At 72.1% G+C, this 25,164-nt stretch carries 24 protein-coding genes and 1 tRNA gene; 7 read left to right on the top strand and 18 right to left on the bottom strand.

What is annotated here, in order from left to right:
* Nucleotides 1-44: 44 nt before the first annotated feature.
* The 5 genes from AB0K82_RS37155 to AB0K82_RS37135 form a co-directional block, all read right to left on the bottom strand.
* Entirely contained in the window at nucleotides 45-1,166 is a 1,122-nt protein-coding gene (locus AB0K82_RS37155) for a helix-turn-helix domain-containing protein (protein WP_364406184.1), read from the bottom strand.
* Between the two features lie 73 nt (nucleotides 1,167-1,239).
* Entirely contained in the window at nucleotides 1,240-2,442 is a 1,203-nt protein-coding gene (locus AB0K82_RS37150) for an acyltransferase (RefSeq protein WP_364406124.1), read from the bottom strand.
* 134 nt (nucleotides 2,443-2,576) lie between these two features.
* Nucleotides 2,577-3,488: an alpha/beta hydrolase gene (locus AB0K82_RS37145; protein WP_364406122.1), complete on the bottom strand. Its 912-nt coding sequence runs from the start codon at nucleotides 3,486-3,488 to the stop codon at nucleotides 2,577-2,579.
* A gap of 207 nt (nucleotides 3,489-3,695) precedes the next feature.
* A complete protein-coding gene (locus AB0K82_RS37140; RefSeq protein ID WP_364406119.1) occupies nucleotides 3,696-4,355 on the bottom strand; it encodes a response regulator transcription factor in 660 nt (219 codons plus the stop codon).
* Entirely contained in the window at nucleotides 4,352-5,611 is a 1,260-nt protein-coding gene (locus tag AB0K82_RS37135) for a sensor histidine kinase (RefSeq protein ID WP_364406116.1), read from the bottom strand. Before AB0K82_RS37135 ends, AB0K82_RS37140 begins: the two co-directional genes overlap by 4 nt.
* A 107-nt stretch (nucleotides 5,612-5,718) precedes the next feature.
* Between AB0K82_RS37135 and AB0K82_RS37130 the strand changes: the two genes are divergently transcribed.
* The 3 genes from AB0K82_RS37130 to AB0K82_RS37120 all read left to right on the top strand — a co-directional run bounded on the left by AB0K82_RS37130 (nucleotide 5,719) and on the right by AB0K82_RS37120 (nucleotide 8,583).
* Nucleotides 5,719-6,741, top strand: coding sequence for a PHP domain-containing protein (locus tag AB0K82_RS37130; protein ID WP_364406113.1), 1,023 nt, complete (start codon nucleotides 5,719-5,721; stop codon nucleotides 6,739-6,741).
* Nucleotides 6,742-6,910: 169 nt separating this feature from the next.
* Nucleotides 6,911-7,552, top strand: coding sequence for an amino acid-binding protein (locus AB0K82_RS37125; RefSeq protein WP_364406110.1), 642 nt, complete (start codon nucleotides 6,911-6,913; stop codon nucleotides 7,550-7,552).
* Nucleotides 7,553-7,581: 29 nt separating this feature from the next.
* Nucleotides 7,582-8,583, top strand: coding sequence for a cation diffusion facilitator family transporter (locus AB0K82_RS37120; protein ID WP_364406107.1), 1,002 nt, complete (start codon nucleotides 7,582-7,584; stop codon nucleotides 8,581-8,583).
* 92 nt (nucleotides 8,584-8,675) lie between these two features.
* On the opposite strand, the gene AB0K82_RS37115 is transcribed toward AB0K82_RS37120, so the two are convergent.
* Nucleotides 8,676-9,053 (bottom strand): hypothetical protein, encoded by a 378-nt coding sequence (locus AB0K82_RS37115; protein WP_364406105.1) that lies wholly within the window; start codon nucleotides 9,051-9,053, stop codon nucleotides 8,676-8,678.
* Nucleotides 9,054-9,253: 200 nt separating this feature from the next.
* Here AB0K82_RS37115 and AB0K82_RS37110 point away from each other — a divergent pair, with 200 nt between their 5' ends.
* Entirely contained in the window at nucleotides 9,254-9,952 is a 699-nt protein-coding gene (locus AB0K82_RS37110; protein ID WP_364406103.1) for a WYL domain-containing protein, read from the top strand.
* Between the two features lie 27 nt (nucleotides 9,953-9,979).
* Here the strand turns inward: AB0K82_RS37110 and AB0K82_RS37105 are convergent, their stop codons facing one another.
* Both AB0K82_RS37105 and AB0K82_RS37100 read right to left on the bottom strand, forming a co-directional pair.
* Nucleotides 9,980-10,375 carry a hypothetical protein gene (locus AB0K82_RS37105; protein ID WP_364406100.1) on the bottom strand — a complete coding sequence of 132 codons (396 nt, stop codon included), beginning with the start codon at nucleotides 10,373-10,375 and terminating at the stop codon, nucleotides 9,980-9,982.
* A 56-nt stretch (nucleotides 10,376-10,431) separates the two neighbouring features.
* Complete coding sequence (locus tag AB0K82_RS37100; RefSeq protein WP_364406097.1) at nucleotides 10,432-11,142, bottom strand: hypothetical protein; 711 nt, start codon at nucleotides 11,140-11,142, stop codon at nucleotides 10,432-10,434.
* A 244-nt stretch (nucleotides 11,143-11,386) separates the two neighbouring features.
* On the opposite strand from AB0K82_RS37100, the gene AB0K82_RS37095 reads away from it, so the two are divergent.
* Nucleotides 11,387-11,998, top strand: coding sequence for a hypothetical protein (locus AB0K82_RS37095; RefSeq protein ID WP_364406094.1), 612 nt, complete (start codon nucleotides 11,387-11,389; stop codon nucleotides 11,996-11,998).
* A 38-nt stretch (nucleotides 11,999-12,036) separates the two neighbouring features.
* On the opposite strand, the gene AB0K82_RS37090 is transcribed toward AB0K82_RS37095, so the two are convergent.
* From AB0K82_RS37090 to AB0K82_RS37055, 8 genes are all read right to left on the bottom strand, one after another.
* A complete protein-coding gene (locus tag AB0K82_RS37090; protein WP_364406091.1) occupies nucleotides 12,037-12,783 on the bottom strand; it encodes a glycosyltransferase in 747 nt (248 codons plus the stop codon).
* A gap of 154 nt (nucleotides 12,784-12,937) precedes the next feature.
* A tRNA-Val gene (locus AB0K82_RS37085) sits at nucleotides 12,938-13,013 on the bottom strand.
* Between the two features lie 63 nt (nucleotides 13,014-13,076).
* Nucleotides 13,077-15,182, bottom strand: a complete 2,106-nt coding sequence (locus AB0K82_RS37080; protein ID WP_364406088.1) for a PIG-L family deacetylase — start codon at nucleotides 15,180-15,182, stop codon at nucleotides 13,077-13,079.
* Nucleotides 15,183-15,404: 222 nt separating this feature from the next.
* Nucleotides 15,405-15,737: a hypothetical protein gene (locus tag AB0K82_RS37075; protein WP_364406085.1), complete on the bottom strand. Its 333-nt coding sequence runs from the start codon at nucleotides 15,735-15,737 to the stop codon at nucleotides 15,405-15,407.
* A 53-nt stretch (nucleotides 15,738-15,790) separates the two neighbouring features.
* Nucleotides 15,791-16,252, bottom strand: coding sequence for a peroxiredoxin (locus tag AB0K82_RS37070; RefSeq protein ID WP_364406082.1), 462 nt, complete (start codon nucleotides 16,250-16,252; stop codon nucleotides 15,791-15,793).
* A 145-nt stretch (nucleotides 16,253-16,397) separates the two neighbouring features.
* Nucleotides 16,398-16,820, bottom strand: coding sequence for a DUF3052 domain-containing protein (locus AB0K82_RS37065; RefSeq protein WP_345364100.1), 423 nt, complete (start codon nucleotides 16,818-16,820; stop codon nucleotides 16,398-16,400).
* Nucleotides 16,821-16,975: 155 nt separating this feature from the next.
* Nucleotides 16,976-17,389: a secondary thiamine-phosphate synthase enzyme YjbQ gene (locus AB0K82_RS37060; RefSeq protein ID WP_364406079.1), complete on the bottom strand. Its 414-nt coding sequence runs from the start codon at nucleotides 17,387-17,389 to the stop codon at nucleotides 16,976-16,978.
* Nucleotides 17,390-17,399: 10 nt separating this feature from the next.
* Nucleotides 17,400-17,585, bottom strand: a complete 186-nt coding sequence (locus AB0K82_RS37055; protein ID WP_345364104.1) for a DUF1918 domain-containing protein — start codon at nucleotides 17,583-17,585, stop codon at nucleotides 17,400-17,402.
* 199 nt (nucleotides 17,586-17,784) lie between these two features.
* Here AB0K82_RS37055 and aceE point away from each other — a divergent pair, with 199 nt between their 5' ends.
* On the top strand, nucleotides 17,785-20,571 hold the full coding sequence (gene aceE, locus AB0K82_RS37050; RefSeq protein ID WP_364406076.1) for a pyruvate dehydrogenase (acetyl-transferring), homodimeric type: 2,787 nt from the start codon (nucleotides 17,785-17,787) through the stop codon (nucleotides 20,569-20,571).
* 98 nt (nucleotides 20,572-20,669) lie between these two features.
* Here the strand turns inward: aceE and AB0K82_RS37045 are convergent, their stop codons facing one another.
* Complete coding sequence (locus AB0K82_RS37045; RefSeq protein WP_364406073.1) at nucleotides 20,670-21,629, bottom strand: CU044_5270 family protein; 960 nt, start codon at nucleotides 21,627-21,629, stop codon at nucleotides 20,670-20,672.
* Nucleotides 21,622-22,221 (bottom strand): RNA polymerase sigma factor, encoded by a 600-nt coding sequence (locus tag AB0K82_RS37040; RefSeq protein ID WP_364406070.1) that lies wholly within the window; start codon nucleotides 22,219-22,221, stop codon nucleotides 21,622-21,624. The genes AB0K82_RS37045 and AB0K82_RS37040 overlap by 8 nt, the downstream gene beginning before the upstream one ends.
* A 467-nt stretch (nucleotides 22,222-22,688) precedes the next feature.
* Here AB0K82_RS37040 and AB0K82_RS37035 point away from each other — a divergent pair.
* The coding region (locus AB0K82_RS37035) for a hypothetical protein (protein WP_364406067.1) at nucleotides 22,689-25,164 on the top strand (2,476 nt) is incomplete at its 3' end.

The raw sequence follows: 25,164 nt of genomic DNA, 5'->3' as shown, positions 1-25,164 counted from the left end.
GGCGGCGAGCCTTGTGAGGGTCCTACAAGGCGACGCCGGGTCGGTCACAACGAAAGGGACCGGTCGGCGAAACGGCCGAGAACCAGGGCGATGCGGAGAGTGAACGCCGCCCGGCCGTCGGCGGGGACGTATCCGGTCAGCTCGGTGACCCGGCGCAGGCGGTACCGCACCGTGTTGGGGTGCACGAACAACAGCCGGGCGGTGGCCTCCAGCGACGAGCCCTGCTCCAGGTAGGTCGTCAGCGTGTCGAGCAGCGGGGCCCCGGCCACGCGCAGCGGTTCGTAGACCTCCTCCACCAGGAACCCCCGCGCGTCCGGGTCGCCGTCGAGGGCGCGCTCGGCGAGCAGGTCGCCGGCGAGCACCGGCCGGGGCGCGTCCGGCCAGCCCGCCACCGCCCGCAGGCCGGCCAGCGCCGCCCGCGCGGACATCGTCGCGGCGTACAGGTCGTCGACGCGCGGCCCGATCACCACCGCGCCCGGACCGAACTTGGACGTGAACGGCTTGGCCGCGGCGAGGGGGTCGTCCTCGACGCCCCCGACGATGACGATGAGACGGCTGCCCTGCACCCCGGCGAGCACGTCGACGCGCGCCCGGCGGGACGCGATGCGGATGTCGTCGATGATGGCCTCGGGCTCGTCCTCGGGGGTGTTGCCCGCCATGACGGCCACCGACGTCGACGCCCAGCCGAGCGCGGCGGCCCACGAGTGCAGCGACTCGTCGACCTCGCCGCGCAGCAGCGCGTCGACGATGAGGGCCTCCAGCCGGGCGTCCCACGCGCCGCGGGTCTCCGCCGCCCGCGCGTACACCTGGGCCGCGCCGAAGGCGACCTCACGGGTGTAGCGCAGGATCGCCTCCCGCAGCTGCGTCTCGCCGCCGGGGGCCGCGAGCTCGTTCACCTGCGCCTCGACGACGTCGATGACGACCCGGACGATCTCCACGGTCTGCTGGAGCCGCACGGCCCGCATCAGCTCGCGCGGCGCGGTGCCGAACACCTCGCCGGCGATGGCCGGCCGGATCTTCTCCTCGTGCTTGAACCACTCGACGAACCCGGCGATGCCCGCCTGGGCGACCAGGCCGACCCACGAGCGGTACTCCGCCGACATCGCACGGAACCACGGCAGGCGCTCCTCCATGCTGGCCGTCGCGGCGGTGCCCAGCGCCCCCATCGCCTGTTCGAGCCGCTCGGTGGTCTGCTCGCGGATGTCGAGGTCTTTCTTCACCCGAACAGCCTCCCACCTATCAGTCGTGCCGGCGGCACCGCCTCCGCCCACGTGTCACGCTCGTACCCTCGAACCGCTGGAACACCGCCCGGCACCCGGCCAGCACCGACGCGAACACCGGCAGCCACGCCATCCGGGCCGCGATCCAGCTCCAGTGGTCGGGGACGTCGTGCAGTCCGGGCAGCCTACCGAAGGGCCTGGTCACGATCGTCACCAGCATGAACGCCGTCTGGTGCCAGCAGAACACCGTCATCGCCGACAGGTTCGCCAGCGCCACCGGCGCCCACGCGAGGGGCCGCCGCATCCAGCGCGCCAGCCGGTCGTGCAGGAGCAGCGCGGCGCCGACCTGCGCGGCCCCGAACGCCACCGCGGCCGCCGTCGGCGGGCTCAGGTTGGACACCCGCGCGCCCGGCAGGCCGACCATGCTCGCCGGATACCCGGCGAACGCGACGAGCGCGACCGCGGCCGCCGCACCGCCGACGAGAAGGACCACGGCCGTACGCCGCGAGCCGAGCCGGCCCTTCGCCCAGGCGATGCCGAGCAGGTAAGGCACCGCCCAGGCGGCGGGCACGTTCAGCCAGCCGAGCCAGGCGGGACCGTCCAGGCCGAACCTGACCAGGTCGACGCCGCCCACGACGGCCGCCGCGACCGCCGCGGCGTACGGTCCGCAGCGCGCGAGCAGCGGGGTGAGCGCGGTCAGGCCGATGAAGACGCACAGGAACCACAGCGGGCTGTACATGAGACGGACCAGCGGCATCGGGTCCGTCCCGGTCGCCGCGAGCAGCAGCGTGAGCGGCACCCAGGCCGCCACCAGCACCGCCGGGGGCGTGCCCAGCCGCACCGACCGGGCGCGGACCCACCCGCCGGCGCGCTGGGGGCGGCGCAGGCTCCTGGCCGCCGAGTACCCGCCGACGAAGAAGAACAGCGCCAGCGTCTGCAACACCCAGGACACCGGTGCCAGCGACGGCAGGAAGGACAGCGGGCTGCGCGCACTCCACGTGTGGCCGTCCCCCGGGGCGGACGAGGCGACGAGCGCGGTGACCAGCCAGTGCCCGAGGACGACGCCGAGGATGGCGAACGCCCGCAGCGCGTCCACGGCCCGGTCACGATGCTCCGGTGTCGCGGCGTCGAGGCGCCGGGCCAGCGCGCCGAACGACCCGCGTCGCGCGAGCCCGTCCGGCTCGGGCACCGGACGCGGACGGAGGGCGGGTTCAACGGTCATGGGACACCCCCGTCGCGGAGCGCGGCGCGAGCCGGCGACGGCCGGTCCCGGGACGTCCCGTCGCCGGGCGCGGACGGAGGACGCGTCCAGCGGTCGCGGGACGCTCCGTCGCCGGGCGTGGGCGGAGGACGGGGTCAGCGCACACGGGACACCTCCGCGCCGCGGCCGAGGGCGATGAGCGCCAGGTCGCGCAGGGCGATCCCGCCCGGCCGGAGGTAGTCGCCGTGACCGCCGGCGCCGGCCGCGAAGACGCGGGCGCCGAAACCCCGGCCCGTCGGGTCCGTGCCGAAGCCCAGCCCCAGCACCCGGACCTTCGGCACGTACGCCATCCAGTCGCCGGACGCGCGGCCCGCCCACACCCGCGCGCGGGTGTGCAGCGCCGCCGCGGACGAGACGGCCATCCCGGGGCTGCCGAACACCGCGATGTCGGTCGCGTCGACGTGACGGGCGGCCCGGCCGCAGACGACCGAGCCGTAGCTGTGGCACAGCAGGCTCACCGCGACGCCATGGGCGTTCAGGGTGTTCACGAGCGGCCGCAGGGCGCGGGCGCCCTGGTCGGCGCGGCCGGTGGTCGCGACGTCCAGGCTGATGGTGCTCGGCGCGCCGTAGCCCAGCCAGGCGAGCACGGCCAGCCGGGCGTGCGGGTCGATCCGCCGGGCCTCGGCCAGCACCGCGCGGGCCCCGCCGCCGGGAGAGGCGGTGCCCCGCGAGTCGAAACCGCGCAGCGTGGTGTCCGAGCCGGGGACCAGGATCGCCACCCGCCGGGCCGTGGCCAGGTCGCCGACGACCTCCACGGCCCGGCCGCGCGGGTCGAACGCGACGAACGTACGGTCCGGCGCGGCCAGCGGCGTCAGCCGGGGGTCGCGCCGGGCGGCGGCCTCGATGGCCTGCCGCTCCGCCGCGTACCGAGCGGTGAGCGCGCGGTACGTCAGCGCGGGCAGCGGCTGTACGGTCGGCGACACGGAGGGGCGGCCGCCGGCGGCCCCGGTCGTGAGCATGATGCCGCCGACGGCGAGGGCGGCGAGTGCCGCCCGGCGCTTCTTCACGGGCCCGTCCTTCCTGATCAACGAGTGATCAGGAAGCTACGGATCGTCCGTTGTAACCCGCGTCCTCCCGAGGACCGCACTTGCCGCGTACATCCCCGGTAGGGGGAGGATGACGGCCGGACCGGTCACTCATCCGGGCGGAGGGTCAGTCGCCCGGGGCCGGAGCGGTCACTCATCCGGGCGGAGGGTCGTCCGGGGCCGGAGCGGTCACCCGCCCGGGCGCACCAGTCCGGTCTCGTACGCGTAGACCACGGCCTGGGTGCGGTCGCGCAGTTCCAGCTTCATCAGGATGCGGCCGACATGCGTCTTGACCGTCTGCTCGGCGACGACGAGGCGTTCGGCGACCTCGGCGTTGGACAGCCCGCGCGCGACCAGGCCGAGCACTTCGGTCTCCCGGTCCGTCAGGCCCTCCAGCCGCCTGCGGTCCGGGGCCTTCGGCGCGCCCATCCGCGCGAACTCCGCGATCAGCCGCCGGGTCACGGTCGGCGCCAGCAGCGCCTCGCCCGCCGCGACCACGCGCACCGCGTCCGCCAGTTCCCCCGCCGAGGCGTCCTTGAGGAGGAATCCGCTGGCCCCGGCGCGCAGGGCCTCGTACACGTAGTCGTCCAGGTCGAACGTCGTCAGCACCAGAATGCCGGGGTGGCCGGGCCGTTCGGTGATCCGGCGGGTGGCCGCGAGACCGTCCAGGACCGGCATCCGCACGTCCATCAGCACCACGTCGGGCCGCAGGCCGGCGGCCTTGTGCACGGCCTCCTCGCCGTTGCCGGCCTCGCCGACGACCTCGATGTCCGGCTGGGCGTTCAGCAGGATCGAGAAGCCGGAGCGCACCATTCCCTGGTCGTCGGCGATGACCACACGAATGCTCATGAGTCCCTTTCCTCGGGGGCGTTCCGCTCCAGCGGCAGGGCCGCCAGCACGACGAAGCCGCCGTCGGCGGTCGGGCCCGCGCCGAGCTCACCGCCGAGCATCGTGGCACGTTCGCGCATGCCGACCAGGCCGTGACCGCCGCCCGCCCGCACCACCCGGACCGGTTCGGCGCCCGGACCGTTGTGCACCCGGAGCCGTAGCACGTCCGGCTCATAGCCGATCTCCACGCGCACCGACGCGCCGGGCGCGTGCCGCATCGCGTTGCTCAGCGACTCCTGCAGGATCCGGTAGGCCGACAGCCCGACTCCGCCCGGCAGGACCGGCGGGTCCCCGGTCACCGACGTCTCGACCTCGAGCCCGCCGGCGCGCGCCGAGGCGACGACCTCTTCCAGGCGTTCCAGGCCCGGCTGCGGCGCGGTCTGCGCCGAGGGATCGGTGCGCAGCACGCCGAGGATCCGGCGCAGTTCGGTGAGCCCTTCGAGCGCGCTGGCGCGGATGTCGGCGAAGCTCTCGGCCAGCTCCGGCGGCGGGTCGGTGACCTTGTACGGGGCGGCCTCCGCCTGGATGGCGATCACCGACATGTGGTGGGCGACGACGTCGTGCAGCTCACGGGCGATCCGCTGCCGCTCCTGCAGCACGGCCGTCTCCGCCTCGTGCCGGGCCTCCTGCTCGGCGAGCGCCTGCCGGGCCGTGCGGCGGAGCCGCACCGTGTAGCCGAGCAGGAGCGGAACCGCGCACAGCAGCGCGAACGCCTTGGTCGGCGGATCGAGGAGGACGCAGCCGATCGCCGAGACCACCGTGGCGCCGGCGGTGACCGTACGCTCGCAGCGCACCGCCAACGAGTACAGGCACAGCAGGTAGGTGATGCCGAGCGTCGGCAGGTACGGCACGCCGTACGCCGCGCGCGGATGGAGGACGACGCTCGCGAAGAGCATCATCCCCAGGGCCACCCGCCAGGCGACCAGCGGGCGGCTGCCGCGCAAGAGCAGCGGGACCACGCCGCCGAAGGCCACCACCGTCAGGAAGATCGGAGAGGCCGGACCGCCGGACTCGGGATGCGGCGACTGCAACTGCGCGTACCCGCTGATGGCCAGGATCAGCGCCAGCGCCGGCTCCACCGCGTCGGCGAGGTGGACCGGGCCGATCCTCAGCCGGCGACGAGGCCTGGGCACCGGGGGATCGGTGCGGCCTCCGACGAAGACGGCGAACATCGGGCGCAGCGCACCGGAGATCCCCGCACGTCCTCCACCGGCCATGGGCCGAGCGTACGGTCCGGCCGCTGTCCGCCTCGTACCCCTGCGGACTGATTCGGGGATGCTACCCAGGTATGGGGTGGCCGCCGTGGGGCGGGTAGGAGGAGGGCATGGAGCCGATCGAGGCGTTGAAGCGCATCGCGTTCCTGCTGGAGCGGGCGCACGAGGCGACGTACCGGGTGCGGGCGTTCCGGCGGGCCGCCGAGACGGTGGAGCGGACCTCCGCCGACGAACTGGCCGCCCGGGCGCAGGCCGGCACGCTGGAGGCGCTGCCCGGCGTCGGTAAGGTGACGGCGCTGGTCATCGGGGAGGCGCTGCGCGGGGAGACGCCGACGTACCTGCGGCGTCTCGAGGCGACGGAGGGGACCCCGATCGACGAGGCGGCCGCGGCCCTGCGCGCGGCGCTCAGGGGCGACCTGCACACGCACTCGGACTGGTCCGACGGGGGCTCGCCGATCGAGGAGATGGCCGAGGCTGCGATCGGCATCGGCCACGACTACATCGCGCTCACCGACCACTCGCCGCGGCTGAAGGTCGCGAACGGACTGTCGCCGGAGCGACTGCGCGAGCAGCTGAAGATCGTGGCCACGCTGAACGAGCGGCTCGCGCCGTTCCGCGTCCTCACCGGCATCGAGGTCGACATCCTCGACGACGGGTCGCTCGACCAGGACCCGGCGCTGCTCGCCGAGCTCGACGTCGTCGTGGCCAGCGTCCATTCCAAGCTGCGGATGCCGGGCCCGGACATGACCCGGCGGATGCTCGCCGCCGTCGCGAACCCCCGGGTCAACGTGCTCGGGCACTGCACCGGGCGGATCGTCCAGGGCGGCGGCCGGCGGGGGAACAAACGGCCGGAGTCGGAGTTCGACGCCGAGCGCGTGTTCGCCGCGTGCGCCGCGAACGACACCGCGGTCGAGATCAACAGCAGGCCGGAGCGCCTCGACCCGCCGAAGCGCCTGCTGCGGCTGGCGGTCGAGGCGGGCTGCCGGTTCTCCATCGACTCCGACGCGCACGCCCCCGGTCAGCTCGACTGGCAGCCGTACGGGTGTGAGCGGGCCGCCCGCTGCGGCGTCGACCCGGCGCGGATCGTGAACACCATGACCGCCGAGGACCTCCTCGCCTGGACCGGCCGGTGACTCCTCGCCCGCGCACCGCGCCCGCGCCGGCGAGCAGGGCACCGGCGTGCGGGCCGTACGCCTTCCGCCGCCGCGGCCCACGCGCCGATCCGGATACCGGGGCCGACATCCGACGGCAACATGCCTGAAACGTGACTATGGCAGCCTGTTCGTCCAGGAGGTGAGCAGTATGCCGCTTTTGCGGATACGACTCAGGCTGCCGGACCGACCCGGATCGCTCGGTACGGTCGCCCGTACGCTGGGTGCCGCAGGCGCCGACATCGTGCAGGTCGTCGTGTTGGAACGCTCCGGAGGCCGGGCGGTCGACGACATCACCGTCTCGTGGCCCCGGGGCGCGTCACTCGACGTCCTCTGCGACGCCCTCGTCTCGGCCCGCGGTGTCGAGGTCGACGGCGTCTGGCGGACCCACGAGGCGCCCGGCGTCTTCTCCGACGTCGAGGTGGTCGGCCAGATCGCCGCCAACCCGCCGAACGGAGTCGTCGCCCTCGTCGAGGCCGTTCCCAAGATCTTCGGCGGCGACTGGGCCGCGATGCTGAACTGGGACGGGCTCGTCGTGCACGCGAGTTGGCAGGCCCCCGATCCGCTGACGCCTCCGGCCGTCCCCGTGTCCGGCGCCCGCGCGTTCACCGGCGCCGACGGGGTCCGCTACGCGTTCGTCCCGGTCGGCCGGTCCCGGCAAACGCTGCTGCTCGCCCGCGTGGCCGCCCCGCCGTTCCACCGGACCGAGCTCGAGCGGCTGATCCAGTTGACCACCGCCGCCGAGGCGGTCCTCGGCGTGGGCTCGCCGGCGATCGGACGGCCGGTTCCGTGACACGAGTCCTCCCGTGAAACCCTGACCAGGTGGTCGAGGAACAGGAACAGCAGGAGAGCCGGCTGACCGTCGTCCTCGCGCTCGCGGCCAACCTCGGCATCGCGCTCGCGAAGACGGTGGCCGCGGTGATCACCGGCTCGGCGTCGATGGCCTCGGAGGCGGGGCACTCATTCGCCGACACCGCCAACGAGGTCCTGCTGCTCACCGCGCTGCGCCGGAGCCGGCGGCCCGCCGACCGGCGGCACCCGTTCGGGCACGGCACCGAGCGGTACATCTGGTCGCTGCTCGTGGCCGTGTGCATCTTCGGCATGGGGGCGCTGTTCGCCTTCGTCCAGGGCGCGCAGGCGATCCTGAGCGGGGAGGCCGAGCACAAGAACGCGTCGGTCGGCTACCTGGTGCTGGCCGTGTCGGCGGTGCTGGAGTCCATCTCGTGGCGGCAGGCGTTCCGGCAGACCCGGCAGGGGGCCCGCGCCGATGGGCAGTCGCTCCTCGCGTTCCTGCGCAGCACCGACGACCCGACCACCAAGTCGGTGCTCTACGAGGACTCGGCCGCGCTGATCGGTCTCCTCCTCGCCGCCGCCGGCCTCGGCCTGCACCAGGTCACCGGCTCCGCGGTCTGGGACGGCGTCGCCTCGCTGCTCATCGGGGTCGTGCTGACGGTGGCGGCGTTCCTCCTCGGCCGGACCAACCTCGACCTGCTCATCGGCCGGCAGGCCCAGCCGCGGATCCTGGAGGGGGTGAAACGCCTCCTCATGGCCGCGCCGGAGGTCGAGGCGCTGGTCGACCTGATGACCATGACCGTCGGCACCGGCGAGGTGCTCGTCTGCGCCAGGCTGGACTTCCGCGACGACCTGGGCGCCGCCGACGTCGAACGCGCGTGTGTACGCCTCAGCGAAGAGCTCCGCGCGAGCCACCCGGACGTCTATGAGGTCTTCCTGGAGCCGGTGCCGAGAGACGACCCCGGCCTGCGCCGGCGCGTCATCGAACGGTACGGCCGCCCGCCGTCCTACTGGGCGGCGGGCGAGCGCTGACCGCGGAGTCCGGTCGGGCGACGACCGCGCGGGCGCGTTCGTTCCGCCGGGCGCGATCCTCCGGCGCGCCGCGGTAGCGTCCGACGCGGAGTTCAGCCGAGCTGGACGCCGAAGAAGAGGGCGACCAGCGCGCCGAGCGCCCCGAGGGCGCCCCAGATCGCCAGTCCCCGCTTTGAGGTGGCGCGCATGTGCAGGAACGCCGCCACGCCGGACAGCACCACGAAGACCATCTTGACGTTCAGCGTCATCCGGTAGGCGTCGCTGGGGTGGTCGAGCGCGACGATGTTCCAGACGCCGGTGAGGACGAGCACCGCGAACGCGGGCCACGCCACCACGTTGAAACGGCGCGCCGCGACCTTGGTCACGCCCTCGTAGCCGCGCAGGGCGGGGACCAGCGCCCCCAGGGTCAGCTGGCCGCCGACCCAGACGGTCGCCGCCAGAACGTGCAGGAAGACACGCACCGTGTCCATCGAAACCGCGAGCAACGTCCTTCGCCTCTCTCTCGGGGGAACGGTTCAGATCATTCCGGTACGTCAGGCCGAGTCCGCACCGGGGCCGTCATTGCGCTCCCGAGCGGATCCGTGGCGCCGTTCCGTACGGCTTTGGCGATACCGTGACCGAACCGGCGCGTCAGCTTGAATCGGCCGATTAATGATCTACGGTCGGTTTCGTGACCCGTACGGACCGCTTGCTCGCCCTGGTGGAGGAGCTGCGTGCGGGTGCCCCCCGGCCCTTCAGCGCCGGTGAGCTGGCCGGGCGGCTCAAGGTCGGCGAGCGGACCATCGAGCGGGACGTCGAGGAGCTGCGCGAGGCCGGCGTCCCCATCAAGGCCGACGCGACCGGAACCGGCTGGTTCCTGGACACCGTCGGGACCCTGCCGCCGGTCGTTCTCTCCCCGGCCGAGGCCGTGGCCCTGGCCACCGCGGTGGGCCGCGACGGCGCGTCGCCCTTCGCCCCCTCTGGCCGTACCGCCCTGCTCAAGATGGTCGCGGCCATGTCCACGGCGGAGGCCCCGGAGGACCGGCGACTCGCCGAGCGGATCCGCGGGCTGATCCTCGACGGTGCCCCGGGAGTGTCCGCCGCGGCGGTCGTGGAGGAGGCGGTCGCCACCCGCCGGGTCGTCCGGTTCGCCTACGCCGGCCGCGACGGCACGCGGACCGAGCGCGAGGTGGAACCGGCCGCGCTCGTCGCCGGCGCCCGTGACTGGCACCTCATCGGCTGGTGCCGGCTCCGCGGCGCGCCCCGGATCTTCCGGGTCGACCGCATCCGGCAGGCCGCGCTACTGGAGGAGATCGCCCCGCCCCGCGACTACTCCCGCGCGACCCCGCACGTCTCCGACCTCCTGGCCGCCGCCCTCCGCCTCGACTGACACTCCACTGCCGGAGCCGCGCGGCGTTCAGCCCCGATCGGCGGTGGACGCCGCGCCGACCTCGTCGAGGTCGTCGACGAGCGCATCCGGCGCACGCACCCGCCACGCGTCGGTCACGAGTTCCTCCAACCGTTCGAACGTCACTTCCGCCAGGCGCAGCATGACCAGGGGCCTGCCGTCGTAGCCGGGCGTCGTGAAGAAGACGTCGGGCTCGCCGAGCAGGAGAGCCTGCTTCTCGGCCTCATCGCCGACGAAGAGCACCGCGATATCGGTTCTGATCACGCGTGGCCTCCCCGGCGTGCGCTCGGGGTAGGACCAGACGAACCCCTTGTCGGCCACCCGGAAGTCGAAGCCGTCACTTTCGATCTCCACCACGTGCGGCAGAGCCAGCGCCAACCGGCGCACATCGTCGGCGTCAGCCACCGGGATTCCTCCCAGAACACGTGATCCGCATGTGCAGATGCTACGCGCCGACGGGATCAGCCGGTGAAGTGCGGCTGGCTCTTCACCGGGGACGCCGGGGGAGCCTCGGCCGCCGGAGAGGACGTGTCCGAATCGCTCGGGGTCGTGTCACTCGCGGACGGCTCCGGCTCCGACGGGGACGGCTCCGGCGTGGAATCCGTCGGCGTGGGCGTCGGTGTCGGCGTCGGGCAGTCCTTCCCGGTCAGGTGTCCGTCCACCTTGGAGTACCGGCTGTCCTCCACCATGCGCTCGCAGTACGTCCGGTACACCCACCGCCACGGGTCGATGCCGCTCGCGGTGGCGTCGGCGTCCGCCGCGAAGTAGTGCAGCGGCCACTGCCCGGTCGCGGGACCGGCCGTGCCGTCGTAGTGCTCGGCGTCGGCGCACCGCGGTGCGGTGGTGCTCGTCACCGTGTAGTCGCCGTCGCCGCGGAACGAGCCCGTGACCTTCAACCGGATCGGATCGCCACTGTCGGAGGTGGTCCCGGGAATCGTCGTGAAACTCCCGCGGTCGTGGATGTGCACCTTCCACGTCCCGTCGGTGTCGCCCGGCTTGAACGTCGTCGTCCGCGTGAAGTCATCGAGCGCCCACGCGGGCGAGGCGTTCTCCGGATGATCGGCGAACGTGGCCGTGCAGGTCGGCAGCTTGCCGCCGGTCCGTGCGTACGCGACGGCCGGCACGGCGGCGACCGCGGTGGAAACGGCCATGGCGGCGAGAAGCTTCTTCACGAGGACTATGACGCCCCACACCCGCCGACGGATCGCGCCGTGTCCCATTCAGGACAATCATGACTGCGAATCAGATCCTTCCGAGCGTCGGCTTCATGCGGCAGAAGGGCCTGCGGACGCGGCATGTGGCGTCACGAGTCCGATGTACGCGTTTTCCCCGATGCGTCTTTCACAAATCACTCATAGTTTGATCAGGTCCGGCAGGCCCTGGCCGGTTTTCCGCTCCGAGCAGACGGGGAGAACCGTGAAGAGAACGAGGAAGATCACCACAGCGCCGCTCATCGACACGGCCGCACCGGCCGCTGTCGAGGTGCCCGCGCCGACGCCTGGTCGGCTCCATCGCACCGTCCCCGTCAGACTGCTGACCGCGGCCGGGCTGGCCGCGACCGTCACCTTCACCGTTCCCGTCCTCGCGCGACCGGCGTCGGCGGCCGCGGCCCATCAGCAGCACACGATGAGCACCACCGGTGTGTACGGGATAGGGCAATACACCCAGGCCGGCACCGGCTATACCTTGCAGGCATACGCACACGACACCAAATCGGACGGCTACTGCGCCGAAGTATGGCTGGACTTCAGGACCGACCCGCGCGAGCATCACGGGCCCCTGATGACCTACGCCTGCGGCACCGGCGTCGCCGGCTGGGGTACCACTCGACACGCCAATAGCCCGAAACACAAGATCAAGTCATTCCGTATGGCCGTCTGCCGAGCCAAGAAGCCCTGGGTGCGCTATTCCAAGAGCAACCAGGTCTCCCGCCCGGTGGGCTGCAAGGAATGGAACAACAGTCGCGCCGCGGGTTGGGCGGTGGTCGCCTGGAAAGCGAACGACGCCAAGATCACATCCGTCCGCTGAGGCTCGGCCCTCGCGGACACGGGGCAGGACGCGAACGGTCACCTGCTGCCGAGCGAGGCGAGCGCCTTCGCTCGTTCGATGATGAGCAGTCGCCTCTGGTGTTTCCTGCGTGGGTCGGTGTGGAAGTCCTGCGCGGTCGTCTGGCGTGGGTGCCGGCGGTAGAGCATGCTCGGCTCCCAGATGAAGTAACCGTCGGCCACGGCGTTCGCCGCGATGACCAACCCGGTGTCCTCGGATGTGTCGAGCGCCATCCATCCGCCGAGCGCGAGCAGGAGGTCGCGCCGTATGCAAAGGGTCCCCGGTACCAGCGGGAGCGTCCAGTCGTGCTCTTCCCAAGAGCGAAGGACCGCCCCCCGCTCGATGACGCCTTCCGGGAGGTCGTTCTCCTCAAAGCTCGCGGTCGATCCGTCGGACAGAAGGTCGAGCGCCCGAGACGCCGTCCAGCCGATCTCCGGCCTGCCGGTCAGCGACGCGATGTCCCGAAAGAGCGCACCGGGAAGGAGGCGGTCGTCGGAGTCGAGGTTGCGGACGAGTTCTCCGGTCGCGCGGGCCAGCGCGGTCGTACGGGTCACCGCCGGCCCACTGGCCGGGGTGGTGCCGAAACTGATGCGCGGGTCCTCGGGAAGCGCCGATTCGACCAGACCGCTTCTGCCGTCCTCTTGGACGACCCATTGCCAATCCCACCCGGCTGGAAGTGCTTGAGCTCTTAGCGATTCGTACGCTTCGCGGAGAAATGGCGCATTCGGCGGATGTACCGGAGTGACCACGGTGATGGTGCGTGTCATCGCTCCCACGGCTCCAACTGGTTGTATCCGACAGCTTGATGTGGATCGAGACGTCTGGAGCCGGTCCTCCGGGAGCCGTGGACGGTCGGACCTCATGCGAACGGCGCCTGACTCGGTAATCGCAGGTCAGACGCCGTTCGCGTAGATCGTCGACTGGTGGGCACAGCTGGATTCGAACCAGCGACTCCTGGTTTGTAAGACCAGTGCTCTAACCACTGAGCTATGCGCCCGCTGCCGGAAGGACCCGGCGCGCCACAGCCTACCGGGATCTTCCCCCTGCTCGCGAAACGGAATCAGGCCACGGGACGCCAGGGGCCGTAGATGCCGGCGGGGCCGCGCGAGGAGACGTACAGGCGGCCGTCCTCGGCCAGTGCGAGGGCGTACACCTGGCCGGTCCGGTCGGTGGCGACCATGGGGACGCCGATCGGCGGGAGCGGCAGGGCGGGCGGCGGGACGCGGCTGCCGGTCGGCACCGGAGCCTCGCCGGTCTCGTGGAACACCGCCCGCAACGGAGTGGCGGGGCCGCTCCACGTACGGCCGGTCTCCTTGGCCTGGCGGATCGCCGTGGTGCCCGCCTCCTCGTACACGAGGGTCGGGTTGCCGCCGGCGTCACGGGTGGCGGTGATGGGGCCGCCCGGCCGTACGCCGGGGACCGCGCCCGCGTACACGAAGGTGCAGCCCGTGCCCTGCCGCCACTGCAGCACCTGGGTGCGGGTCGGCGCGAACAGCTCGATCCCCGCGCCGCCGCCGACGGCGTCCATGCCGTCCTGGACGTCCCGGCCGGGAGGGATGACCCGGGGACGCTTGCGGGCGGGTGCCGCGGCGGCCGTCTTCCGGGGAGCCGCGGTGTGCCGGGGGGAGGCGGGGCCGCCGCCGCTCGGGGTCGTCCGCGGGGTCGCCGGTGTGCGCGCCGGAGCCGGCGTGGTGCTCGCGTGGGGCAGCGGGAGGGAGGGCAGGACGGGGCGGCGCGCCGACGGCGAGGCGCTGGGCGTCGGAGTCGTGCTCGGGGTGGCCGGCGCCGACGGGGAACGGCGCGGGACGGTCCTGCGGGGCGTGGGGGAGGAGGGCGCCACGGCCCGCCTGCGGGCGGTCCCGGCCGCGGGGCCGCGCAGTTCCTGCCACGAGGTCCACGATCCGTCCGTGGCCTGGCACCTCACGCTGACGCCGCCCTTGGCGTTCCGGACGAACAGGGCGGGACGGCCGGTACGGCCGGGTACGGCCACGGGGGTGCCCGTCGCGGCGCCGAGTCCGGTCCAGGCGGCCGTCCACCTGCCGCCGGTGTAGCGGGGGTGGGCGACGACGATCTGACCGCCCCGGCGGGCGAAGACCTGGCCGTCCGCGGTGGCGATGGAGGGCGCGAGGCCACTGCCGCCGAGCGAGACCGGCCCCGCCCAGCCGGTGGGCGTCTGCCACCACGTGTACAGCCGGCCGGAGAGGACCGCGAACGCCTGCAGTCGTCCGTCGTCCGCGCGGGTCGTCCACGAGGCTCCCCGGGGCCAGCGGTAGCGCATGCGCACCTGCCAGGACGCGAAGTTCTTGGCCTCCGGGTTGATCCGGTAGTCGTCGGCACGGTAGTCGGCGAAGAAGCGCTGCTTGGCGGTCGACGCGGCCCTGCCGAGGTTCACCGGGGTGTCGCTGAGGTTGTAGTCGCGGTAGTCGACCTGGGCCACGGGCCGGCCGTACGCGGCGACCGCCTCGGTCGCGAACTGAGCCGTCGCCTTGTGATCGGTGTGGTCGGCGGTGTAGCGCCGGTCGGGCGACGGGTCCTGCGTCCGTACGACCGTGGGACGGTACCGCCGGAACAGGGTGACCAGGGCGCGGATGACGTCGGCGTGGGTGTAGCAGTGGGCGTAGGGCGACAACGGCGGCGTCACGGTCGAGGCGCACTTGGCCGAGCCGCGGTCGGCCTCGAGCTGGGCGACCGCCCGTCTGCCGATGTGGACGCGGGGGTCGCGGCCGTCGGGCAGGCTGAGGAACGCCAGATGGACGTTCGGGCGCGCCGTCAGCGTGTGCACCTCGATGTTCACCCGTCCGGAGCGGACCGTCTCGACCGACCAGCCGTCGGCGACGCCGGCCATGGCGGCGTACGCGGCGTGCAGCCCCTGGCGACGTTGCGCGACGTACGCGAGGGCGTCGTGGGCGTCATTCATCCCGGCGTGGCCCTCGGCCGCGGTGAGCACGACCGTCGTGACGCTCTCGCCGCGGCGAAGGTCGTTCGTCAGGTCCGGGGACATGAACAGGAGATCGTCGTCCGGGTGGGCGATGACCTGGACGAGCCCGGCCCGGACCGGGAGCGTCCGCTGCCGGGCGGCCCCTGCCGGGCCGGCGATGCCGAGAAGTCCGGCACATGTCGCCGCAGCCGCCAGACCCGCGATCGTTCGCGCAGGGCTCCCCGCCACGCTCTTCCCCCTCAGCCCTGCGATCGCCCGTCACAGGAGCGGAAGGATCATGCCATACAGCAGGTTGACATTTCGTTAAATGCGGCTGAATGGGGCTTTGATCACATCATCTGGTCTAAAAGGTGCTCGCTTGATCGCATGACGGACCCCGCGCCGGAGACGTTCGGGATCAGGCGGCGGCCGGCACGATGACCAGGACGATCGGCCGGCGGCCAGAGTGGATCAGGAGGAGGTGGGGTCGCTCCCCAGCAAGCGGCTGAGCGCGGCGGCGACCTCTTCGGACAGCCCCGGACTGCCGGAGGGGGGCACCGGCGTCTCGGGCGCCCGTTCGACGGCCCGTACCTGCCCGCAGGCGCGGCACTCGACCTCGCCGAGGCGGCATACCAGCATGGTGGCCCCGCAGGCCGTGCAGTGATCGAGTTCCCGGGTCCAGTCCCGGCCGTGCTGGCAGCCGGGGCAGATCAGGACCTGCCGATCCGCGCGGACTCCCCGTCGCCAGGGACTGGGGCCGCGATCCGGGTCCGTCTGCCGGGCCCCGCAGCGGTAGCAGGGCATGGCGCCTCCGGTGGGATCCGGGACCGGGCCCGTACGGGCCCGGCCACAGGAGACTAAGCGATGTCGCCGAGCGCCTTGCGGTACTCGTCGAGGTCACGGGCGTCGGGGATGGCGTTCTCCACCTTCCACCGAACGACACCGGTCTTGTCGATGATGTAGGTGCCGCGCGTCGCGACGCCCCGGTCCTCGTCGAAGATCCCGTAGGCCTTGGCCACCGCACCGTGCGGCCAGAAGTCCGACAGCAGCGGGAACTGGTAGTTCTCCTGGTCGGCCCAGGCTCGATGCGAGAACATCGAGTCGACCGACACCGCGAGGACCTGCACGTCGTCGCCGCCCAGCGTGGGCAGCTCGTCGCGGATCGTGCAGAGCTCGCCGGTGCACACGCCGCTGAACGCCAGCGGGTAGAAGACCAGAACGACGGTCTTCTTCCCATGGAAGTCCGACAGCCGCACGGGTGTCCCGTGCTGATCCTTGAGCTCGAAGTCCGGTGCGGCTTCGCCGACCTCAACTGCCATGTGGTAGCACCCTTCCTCGCCGAGTCTGGCCGTACGCCAGTCTGCCACCCGGCGTATCGGCGGATCGAGGGAACCCCCGGGGGCTGACATGCCTCACACGCCCGTCAGCCCTCTCTCCGCACGGTCCGCTCCTCGGCGGGAAAGGTCAACGCCGTGCCTTGGGCGACACCAGACGCGTGCCCGACCACTCCTGGGCCGCGCTGATGCTCTTGGTCTGCGACAGCCCGGCCTGCTGGGCGGCCTCGAGGATGTCGCTCGGCTCGACGTGGCCCTCGCGCCCCGCCTTCGGCGTGAGCAGCCAGATGTGGCCGCCGTCCGCCAGTGTGGTGAGTGCGTCGGACAAGGCGTCGAACAGATCGCCGTCGTCCTCGCGCCACCACAGCAGCACGACGTCGACGACGTCGCCGTAGTCCTCGTCGACCAGCTCGCTACCCGAGACCGACTCGATGGAGCTGCGCAGCTCCTGGTCGGTGTCCTCGTCGTAGCCGATCTCCTGCACCACCTGGTTCGGCTTGATGCCGAGCCGTTCGGCCAGGCTGCTCTGCGCCTGACCCGCGGTCGCGCTCACGAACGTCCTCCCTGTGTTGTGGGCCGCGAATGTCAAACATGCCCATGTTGTTTACCGCCCGCCCCTCCGGGTGCGGCATTGCCGGACAGTTCACACGGCGGACCGCCCCGTGCGCAAGTGTCTGACCCGCAAGTGAGCGAACCCGGCCACTTCTCTCAACCCCCGGTGATGAAGCTGAGTCGCACCTTGCGCACGACATTGTCCACGTTGAGGTCGACCACAGCCACCGATTGCCAGGTGCCCATCGCCGGTTTCCCGTCGATGATCGGGATCGTGGCGTACGGCGCGATGAACGCCGGCATGACGTGGGAGCGGCCGTGGCCGCGGGATCCGTGTGCGTGAGCCCACCGATCGTCCGCCGGGAGCAATTCGCTCAACGCGGACAAGAGGTCTTGGTCACTGCCGGAGCCGAGCTCTATGAGCGCGACGCCGGCGGTCGCGTGCGGAACGAAGAGGTTGAGCAATCCGTCGGACGCCCCGATGTCTCGCAGGAAACTGAGGCATTCGCCGGTGATGTCGTGCACAGTCTCCTTGCTCCCGGTGGCCACGCTTATCACTTTGCTCATCATGCGTACATGTCTACTCTTCCGGCTCGATCACGGCATCCGGCCCCGGGTACACCAGACCGGTGTGCCCATCGTCAAAGCGGACGAGATAGGGGGGTCCTCCGGAGGTGCCGCGCACTTCAATGATCTTTCCGGTCCGGTCGGCCTGTCCGACGGTGTTGCCGTGGACGTGCAACCGGTCACCAACGGCCGCTTCCATCCTCGTTTCACCTCCCGACCGCGGGTATCCCCTGAGCGGTGGCTCTCCACACAGCCTCGTACGCCTCGAGGCCGATGGGAAGCCGTACCGAACGGTTACCCGGCAGTAGAGATGCGTTAACGGTCCTGACGTACGACGATGGTCGGGACAGCAACGATCCATCACCTGACCTGGGTGGGCACGAAGCGAAGGGGAACCCGTGGCTTCCGGACGCCAGCGCTTTTCGATCATCAGCGACGGCCTCCCCAGTCAGCTTCCGGACATCGACCCTGATGAGACCCGGGAGTGGCTGGAGTCGCTCGACACGGTCATCAAGACCGAGGGCCGCTCGCGCGCCCGCTACCTCATGCTGCGGCTGCTGGAGCGGGCACGAGAGCAGCAGGTCGGCGTGCCCGGCCTGCGCAGCACGGACTACATCAACACGATCCCGCCGGAGCGCGAGCCCTGGTTCCCCGGTGACGAGTACGTCGAACGCCGCATCCGCGCCTATATCCGGTGGAATGCCGCGATCATGGTCTCGCGGGCGAACCGTCCGGAGCTGTCGGTCGGCGGTCACATCGCGACCTACGCCTCCGCCGCGTCGCTGTACGAGGTCGGGTTCAACCACTTCTTTCGCGGCAAGGACCACGGCGAGTCCGGCGACCAGGTGTTCATCCAGGGCCACGCCGCGCCGGGCATCTACGCCCGCGCGTTCCTCGAGGGCCGGCTGCCCGAGGACAAGCTCGACGGGTTCCGCCAGGAGATCTCCCACCCGGGCGGCGGGCTCTCGTCCTACCCGCACCCGCGCCTGATGCCGGACTTCTGGGAGTTCCCCACGGTCTCCATGGGCCTCACCGCGATCAACTCGATCTATCAGGCCCGGTTCAACCGCTACCTGTACAACCGGAAGATCAAGGACACCTCGCGGTCGCACGTATGGGCGTTCCTCGGCGACGGCGAGATGGGCGAGCCCGAGTCGCTCGGCGCGATCGGCCTCGCCGCCCGTGAGGAGCTGGACAACCTCACCTTCGTCATCAACTGCAACCTGCAGCAGCTCGACGGGCCGGTCCGCGGCAACGGCAAGATCATCCAGGAGCTGGAGTCGTTCTTCCGCGGCGCCGGCTGGAACGTCATCAAGGTCATCTGGGGCCGCGACTGGGACCCGCTGCTCGCCCAGGACGTCGACGGCGCGCTCGTCAACAAGATGAACACCACGCCGGACGGCCAGTTCCAGACCTACACCGTCGAGACCGGCGAGTACATCCGCGAGCACTTCTTCGGCGACGACCCTCGGCTGCGCAAGATGGTCGAGCACATGTCCGACGACGACATCCGCAAGCTGTCGCGCGGCGGCCACGACTACCGCAAGCTGTACGCCGCGTTCAAGGCGGCCCGTGAGCACGTCGGCCAGCCGACCGTCATCCTCACCCACACGATCAAGGGGTGGACGCTCGGGCCGGACTTCGAGGCGCGCAACGCCACGCACCAGATGAAGAAGCTCACCAAGGCCGAGCTGAAGGAGTTCCGCGACCGGCTCTACCTCGACATCCCCGACTCGGCCCTCGAGGCGGAGCTGCCGCCGTACTACCACCCGGGCGAGGACTCCGACGAGGTGCAGTACATGCGCGAGCGGCGCATGGCCCTCGGCGGCTACCTGCCCAAGCGCCTCAACCGGGCGAAGGCCCTCAAGCTCCCCGGCGACCCGGTCTACGCCGAGCTGAAGAAGGGCTCCGGCAAGCAGAACGTCGCGACGACGATGGCGTTCGTCCGGCTGCTCAAGGACCTGATCAAGGACGAGAACATCGGCGCCCGCTTCGTGCCGATCGCCCCGGACGAGTACCGCACGTTCGGCATGGACTCGCTCTTCCCGTCGGCGAAGATCTACTCGCCGCACGGGCAGACGTACGAAGCGGTCGACCGCAAGCTGCTGCTGTCCTACAAGGAGTCCGAGCAGGGCCAGATGCTGCACGAGGGCATCAGCGAGGCGGGCGCCGTCGGCTCCGCCATCGCGGCCGGCACGGCGTACGCCACGCACGGCGTGCACATGATCCCCGTCTACATCTTCTACTCGATGTTCGGGTTCCAGCGGACCGGCGACAGCATCTGGGCGATGGCCGACCAGATGAGCCGCGGCTTCCTGCTCGGCGCGACCGCCGGGCGCACCACCCTCACCGGTGAGGGCCTGCAGCACAACGACGGCCACTCGCCGCTGCTCGCCGCGACCAACCCGGCGTGCGTCTACTACGACCCGGCGTGGGCGTTCGAGCTGGCGCACATCATCAAGGACGCGCTGCGGCGCATGTACGGCTCGAGCGAGGAGCACCCGAACGGCGAGGACGTCTTCTACTACCTCACCGTCTACAACGAGCCGTACCAGCAGCCCGCCGAGCCGGCCGACCTCGACGTCGGCGGCCTGCTCAAGGGCCTGTACCGGTACGCCGAGGCGCCGCAGGTCGAGGGCGAGGCGCCGGGCGCGCAGATCCTCGGCTCCGGCGTCGGGCTCCGGTGGGCCCTGGAGGCCCAGCGGATGCTCGCCGAGGAGTGGGGCGTGGCCGCCGACGTCTGGTCCGCCACCTCCTGGACCGAACTGCGCCGGGAGGCCGTCGCCTGCGACGAGTGGAACCTCCTGCACCCCGACGACGAGCAGCGCGTCCCGTACGTCACCCGCACGCTCGACGGGCAGCCCGGCCCGGTCGTCGCGGTCAGCGACTTCATGCGCGCCGTCCCGGACCAGATCGCGCCGTGGGTGCCGGGCGACTGGTCGTCGCTGGGCACCGACGGGTTCGGGTTCTCCGACACCCGGGCCGCCGCCCGCCGCTTCTTCCACGTGGACGCGGCGTCGATCACCCTCGCCGTGCTGACCCGGCTGGCCCGGCGCGGTGAGATCAAGCAGGAGGTCCTGCAGAAGGCGATCGACCGGTACCAGCTCGGCGAGGGCGCCGAGGTGGTCGTCGGCGCCGGCAGCACCCCGCCGGAGAGCGAGACCGGCGGCATGAGCGCCGGCTGAGACACCGAGAACACGGCGGCCGGAGCATCCCACGGGCGGGGTGCCCCGGCCGCCGTCTTCCGGAGGGTCGTCGCCGCAGGACGTCCGGAGTCAGTGGATCAGGCGGGGCCGGGGACGTGTGGTGCGGTGTCGGTCCAGCCGACCTCGTAGTAGAGCGTCGACGCCCGTTTCGGACTCCTTGCCGTCCCCGCCGTCTCCTGCAGGACGAACGCGGTCTTCGGATCGATGATCAGGTGGAAGCCTCCCCCGATCGTGACTCCTTGCCCGATACGTCCCCGAGCGTCCTTGACCCGGCCCTCGCTCGTGACGTCGGGCCGCTGGGCGAGTGCCCGGAAGGCGGCCGCCCGCACCTTGGGAGACACCGGGACCGCGTACAGCAGCGCGCTCAGCGTGTTGGTGGCCACATCCTCCATGTCCTTCTTCCGCCAGTGCGGATTCATCTTCCGGGCGTACGAGAGCGCCCAGGCGGTGAGCCGCCGCGGGTCGGCCGGCAGCCGCTGGAGCTCGTCGAAGGACAGCGTGTGATCCACCAGCTCGAAGGACCTGCCGTCCTTGTTCTTGTGCTTGATCAACCCCAGGCCGCGGCCATCCAGCGTGGCATCGCCTTCGTACCACCAGCCGTCCTTGGCGGCCCAGATCTCTATCACGTTGCCCACGGGCGGCCCGCCCGCGAAGATCATGTGGACCCGTCGGACGTGCCAGTATCTCCCGGTCGTCGCCGGTTCGGCCTCCGCACTCGCCGCTGCGGCCAGCAGTACTTCCCGGCCCGACAGCCGCTGGGACGTCTCCATCGGCCGGGGGCGCGATCGGTCCGGCGGAGCCGACGTCGTCGTGAGGGCCATCGCGGCGGCCGTTCCGGCGGCGACCAGTCCGAGCCCCGGCAGCGCCCAGCGGAGCCGACGGCGCCCCCGCCGCCTCCGGCCACCGGGAACCTCGCGCGGGGCCGCAGCCGGTTCCTGACGGATCAGCTCGTCCAGCCGCCGTCGGCCCATCGCCAGCACCGCCGCCGACGGGTCGCCCTCCTCCAGCAGCTCGGCGACCTCTCGGATGTCATCCATGGGACTCCTCCTCCGTAGATGTGGGATCGGTCCCGCCCAGTGCCTCCCGCAGCTTCGTCCGAGCCCTGTTCAGCCGCGATCCGACGGTGCCTCCCGGGATCTCCAGCGCCTGCGCGACCTCCTCGTAGGCGAGGCCGCCCAGCGCCACGAGCAGCAGTACGTCCCGGTCTCCCTCCGGCAACGCCACGAGAGCTCGCGCGAGCTGCGGCCGTACGCCCTCCGCGGTGACCCGGGACGCGACCCGCTCCTCGTGCTCGCCGCCCGCCTGGTCGCCGCCCAGGCGGGCCAGCGCCGTGTAGCGCCTGCTCTCGTCGCGCCGGTACTGCCCGACCAGGTTGGTGGCGATGCCGAACAGCCAGGGGCGTACGGCGCCACGCTCCGGGTCGAAGCGGTCGCGCTTGCGGAACGCGGTCAGGAACGTCTCAGCGGCGACGTCGTCGGCGACGTCACGGCCGAGACGCCCGGCCACGTACCGGTAGATCTGCGGGAAGTATCTGTCGTAGATCACTCGGAACTGATCGGGCTCATGCCACGACCGCTTGATCACCACGGCGTCGTCGTGTGAGTCGACGACGCCGGCTGCGGCGGTCATCCGTGGCTCCTTGTCATGTCGGGCCTTTCCGAGGTGTTCGGCGGTCACCCGTACTCAGTCGCACGCCGGAATCTTCTTCACGACGCCGTCGGAGGAGTGCCGTCGGGGAGTTGCGCCGGCCCGGGAACAGATGTTGTGAATTTGCGTAAACGCCCGACTCCTCCTGCTGATCTGTCCGCGGAGTTAGCGTTGTGACTACCTGGAGACACGCGGACGACCCGTTCAGGATCCACCGTGATCCCGCCTCTCCACATCGCTCCGATCCGCTTCTCCAGGCGACCGAGTGGAGGAGGGAAGGGCCCGGCACACCGCCGCTGCCGGGCCCTTCCGAATGTCCGGGCACCGAACCTCGCCGTTGCGTTCCCCGGAGGGGACGAAGGGAGATACGGTCTTCGAGCTGACAGTCGAGATCATCCCGATTACGGATCGCAGGGGGGATGAGAGTGTCCGGCCCGACGGACGACAACGTGCCCGAGTCCGATGCCGCCGTGCCCTCCGGCGACGGCGTCGCCCCGGGCCCTGCCGGCCCGCCCGGTACGGACCGGTCCGCGACCGGCGCCGACGCCTCTCCACCATCGGCGGAAGAGGCCACCACGGCGGCGGACGGCCCGCGAGGGAACGTCCCCGCCCAGGATGACGACGTACGGGACGAGACCCCGGTGGAGGACGACGGCCCCCCGCAGACGGGCTCCGGGCCCGTGACCGGCGGGAAGGGCGGGCGGAGCCCCGCGGACCACCCGCCGGGGCCGGGCACCCACCTGGCGGACGGCACGCCGGGTCCGGGCACCGACCTGGCGGGTGGCGCACCAGGATCGGGCGCCCGCCCGGCGGATGGCATGCCGGGGCCGGGCACCCGCCCGGTGGACGGCATGCCGGGGACCCGCCAGGCCGTGCCTCCGCTCCAGGACGGGGACGACGCCGGCGCGCGCCCCTGTGCCTACTGCGGGCGTCCGATCCCTCAGCCGGGCGAGGCGGGACCCGTCCTGCGGTACTGCGTCGACAACGACGGGGCCTGTGCCCGTGCCGCGGCCGAGCGGCGCCGCCGCGACCAGGACTCCCCGGGCCTCGCCGGCCAGGTCGCGCGGACCTGGGACATGGTCGAACGTCTGGAGGACGTCGCCGAGCTCCTGGCGATGTCCCTGACGGCGGATCTGAGTGTCGCGGGCGTCGAGCGGCGGATCGCGGAGGCGAGGGCGGAGGCGGCCGCCGCCGTCGCCGAGGCCCAGCGGGACCGCGAGGCGGCCCGGCTGGACGCCGAGCAGGTGCTCGCCCAGCTCGGAGACGTACGGCGCCGCGCCGAGCAGGCCGAGGCCGGCGTCGCCGAACTGACCGCCCGGCTGGAGGCCGCCCGTACGGACCGGGACGCCGCGCGCGACCTCGGCGACCAGGCGACCCGGACGGCGGAGGCGGCGACCGAGGCGGCGACCGCCGTACGCGAGGAGCGCGACCGTCTCACGCACCGGACCGCCGAGCTGACCTCGGCGTTGGACCTGGCCCGCGACGAGATCGCGCGATACCGGGCGGAACTGGCCGAGGCCAAGGAACTGCAGAAGCGGGCCGTGGCGGTGGAGGAGATGCGCTCGCGGCTCCGGGCCGCCGAGTCCGAGCTGGACAAGATGCGCACCACGGCCGAACTCGCACAGAACTCCCGGGCGGCCGCGGAGCAGGCACGGGCCGCGGCGGACCGCCAGGCCCTGGAGGCACGGGCGCACGCCGATGAGGTGAGCGGCCAGCGGGAGACGGCCCTGGCCGAGCTCGAAGAGCTCCGTGGCGAGCTGGAACGCACCCGAACTGAGCGGAACGAGGCGCACAGCGAGCTGGAACGCACCCGCGCTGAGCAGGACGAGACGCGTACGGAGCTGGAACAGACACGTACTGAACGGGACGAGGCCCGTACGGAACTGGAACGCACCCGCACTGAGCGGGACGAAGCCCGTACCGAGCTGAAGGGCGTCCGTACCGAGCTGGAGAGCGCTCGCGGCGAGTTGGAGACGGTCCGGGCCGACCTCGCGACTTCGCGTGGTGAGCTCGACGCGGCGCGGCCTCGGCTGGACGAGGGCGCCCGGCGCACCGAGGAGCTGGAGTCGGCCCGCCGTGAGCTGGAGAAGGCGCAGGCCCGGCTGGATCAGTACCAGTTGCAGGCCAAGGAGCGTTCGAGCATGCTGGACCAGCTCCGCGCCGCGCTCGCCACGATGATCGCCGAGCGTGACGCCGCACGGGTCGAGGCCGACGAGGCCAAGGCGCGCGTGGAGCAGTTCGCCAAAGGTCAGCTGGGACCCACGATCTCGGCTCGGCACGCGCGGCCGGCCGCCGATCCGCAGGCCCAGGCCGACTCATCGGCCGGTCCGCAGGAGCCGCGCGACCCGTCGGCCGTTCCTCAGGTCCCCACCGACCCGCCGGCCGACCGGCAGGGCCCGGCCGATCCGCCGTCCGATCCGCGGAGCCCGAGCCTCCCGGTGGCCGACCTGCGGGGTCCGAGCGCCCCGTTGGGCGATCCGCGGGGTGAGGGCGATCCGTTGGCCGACCGGCAGGGGCCGGGCTTCCCGGTGGGCGATCCGCGCCGACCGGGGGGCCCGCCGATCGACCCGCGCTTCCGGCCGCGGGGACCGCTTGATCCGCGACTGCCCGGCCGGGCGGCGGCCGATCCGCAGGGCCCGCCGCCCGCCGACCCGCTCGGTCCCGCACCGTCACCATCGCCGCCGGGTCAGCGGCCGGTACCCCCGTCTCCGCCGTCGTTCCCCGGCACGGGGCCAGGCGCGGGAGGCGCCCCTTCTCTTCCGGGCGGAACCCGACCCGTCTCGCCGGCGTACGGCGCGACGTCGTACCCCGCGCCCGCCCAGCCCGGTCAGCCCGCCGGGTGGGGCGTCGGTTCTGGTGGGTGTCTACTCAGCGGAGACCATTCTCCGCTGAGTGGACACCGGTGGAAGAGGACGGGCGACCCGG

It is taken from the genome of Actinoallomurus sp. NPDC052274, assembly GCF_040679475.1.
Taxonomy (GTDB): Bacteria; Actinomycetota; Actinomycetes; order Streptosporangiales; family Streptosporangiaceae; genus Actinoallomurus; species Actinoallomurus liliacearum.
This window is presented reverse-complemented; position numbering and strand designations above follow the sequence as displayed.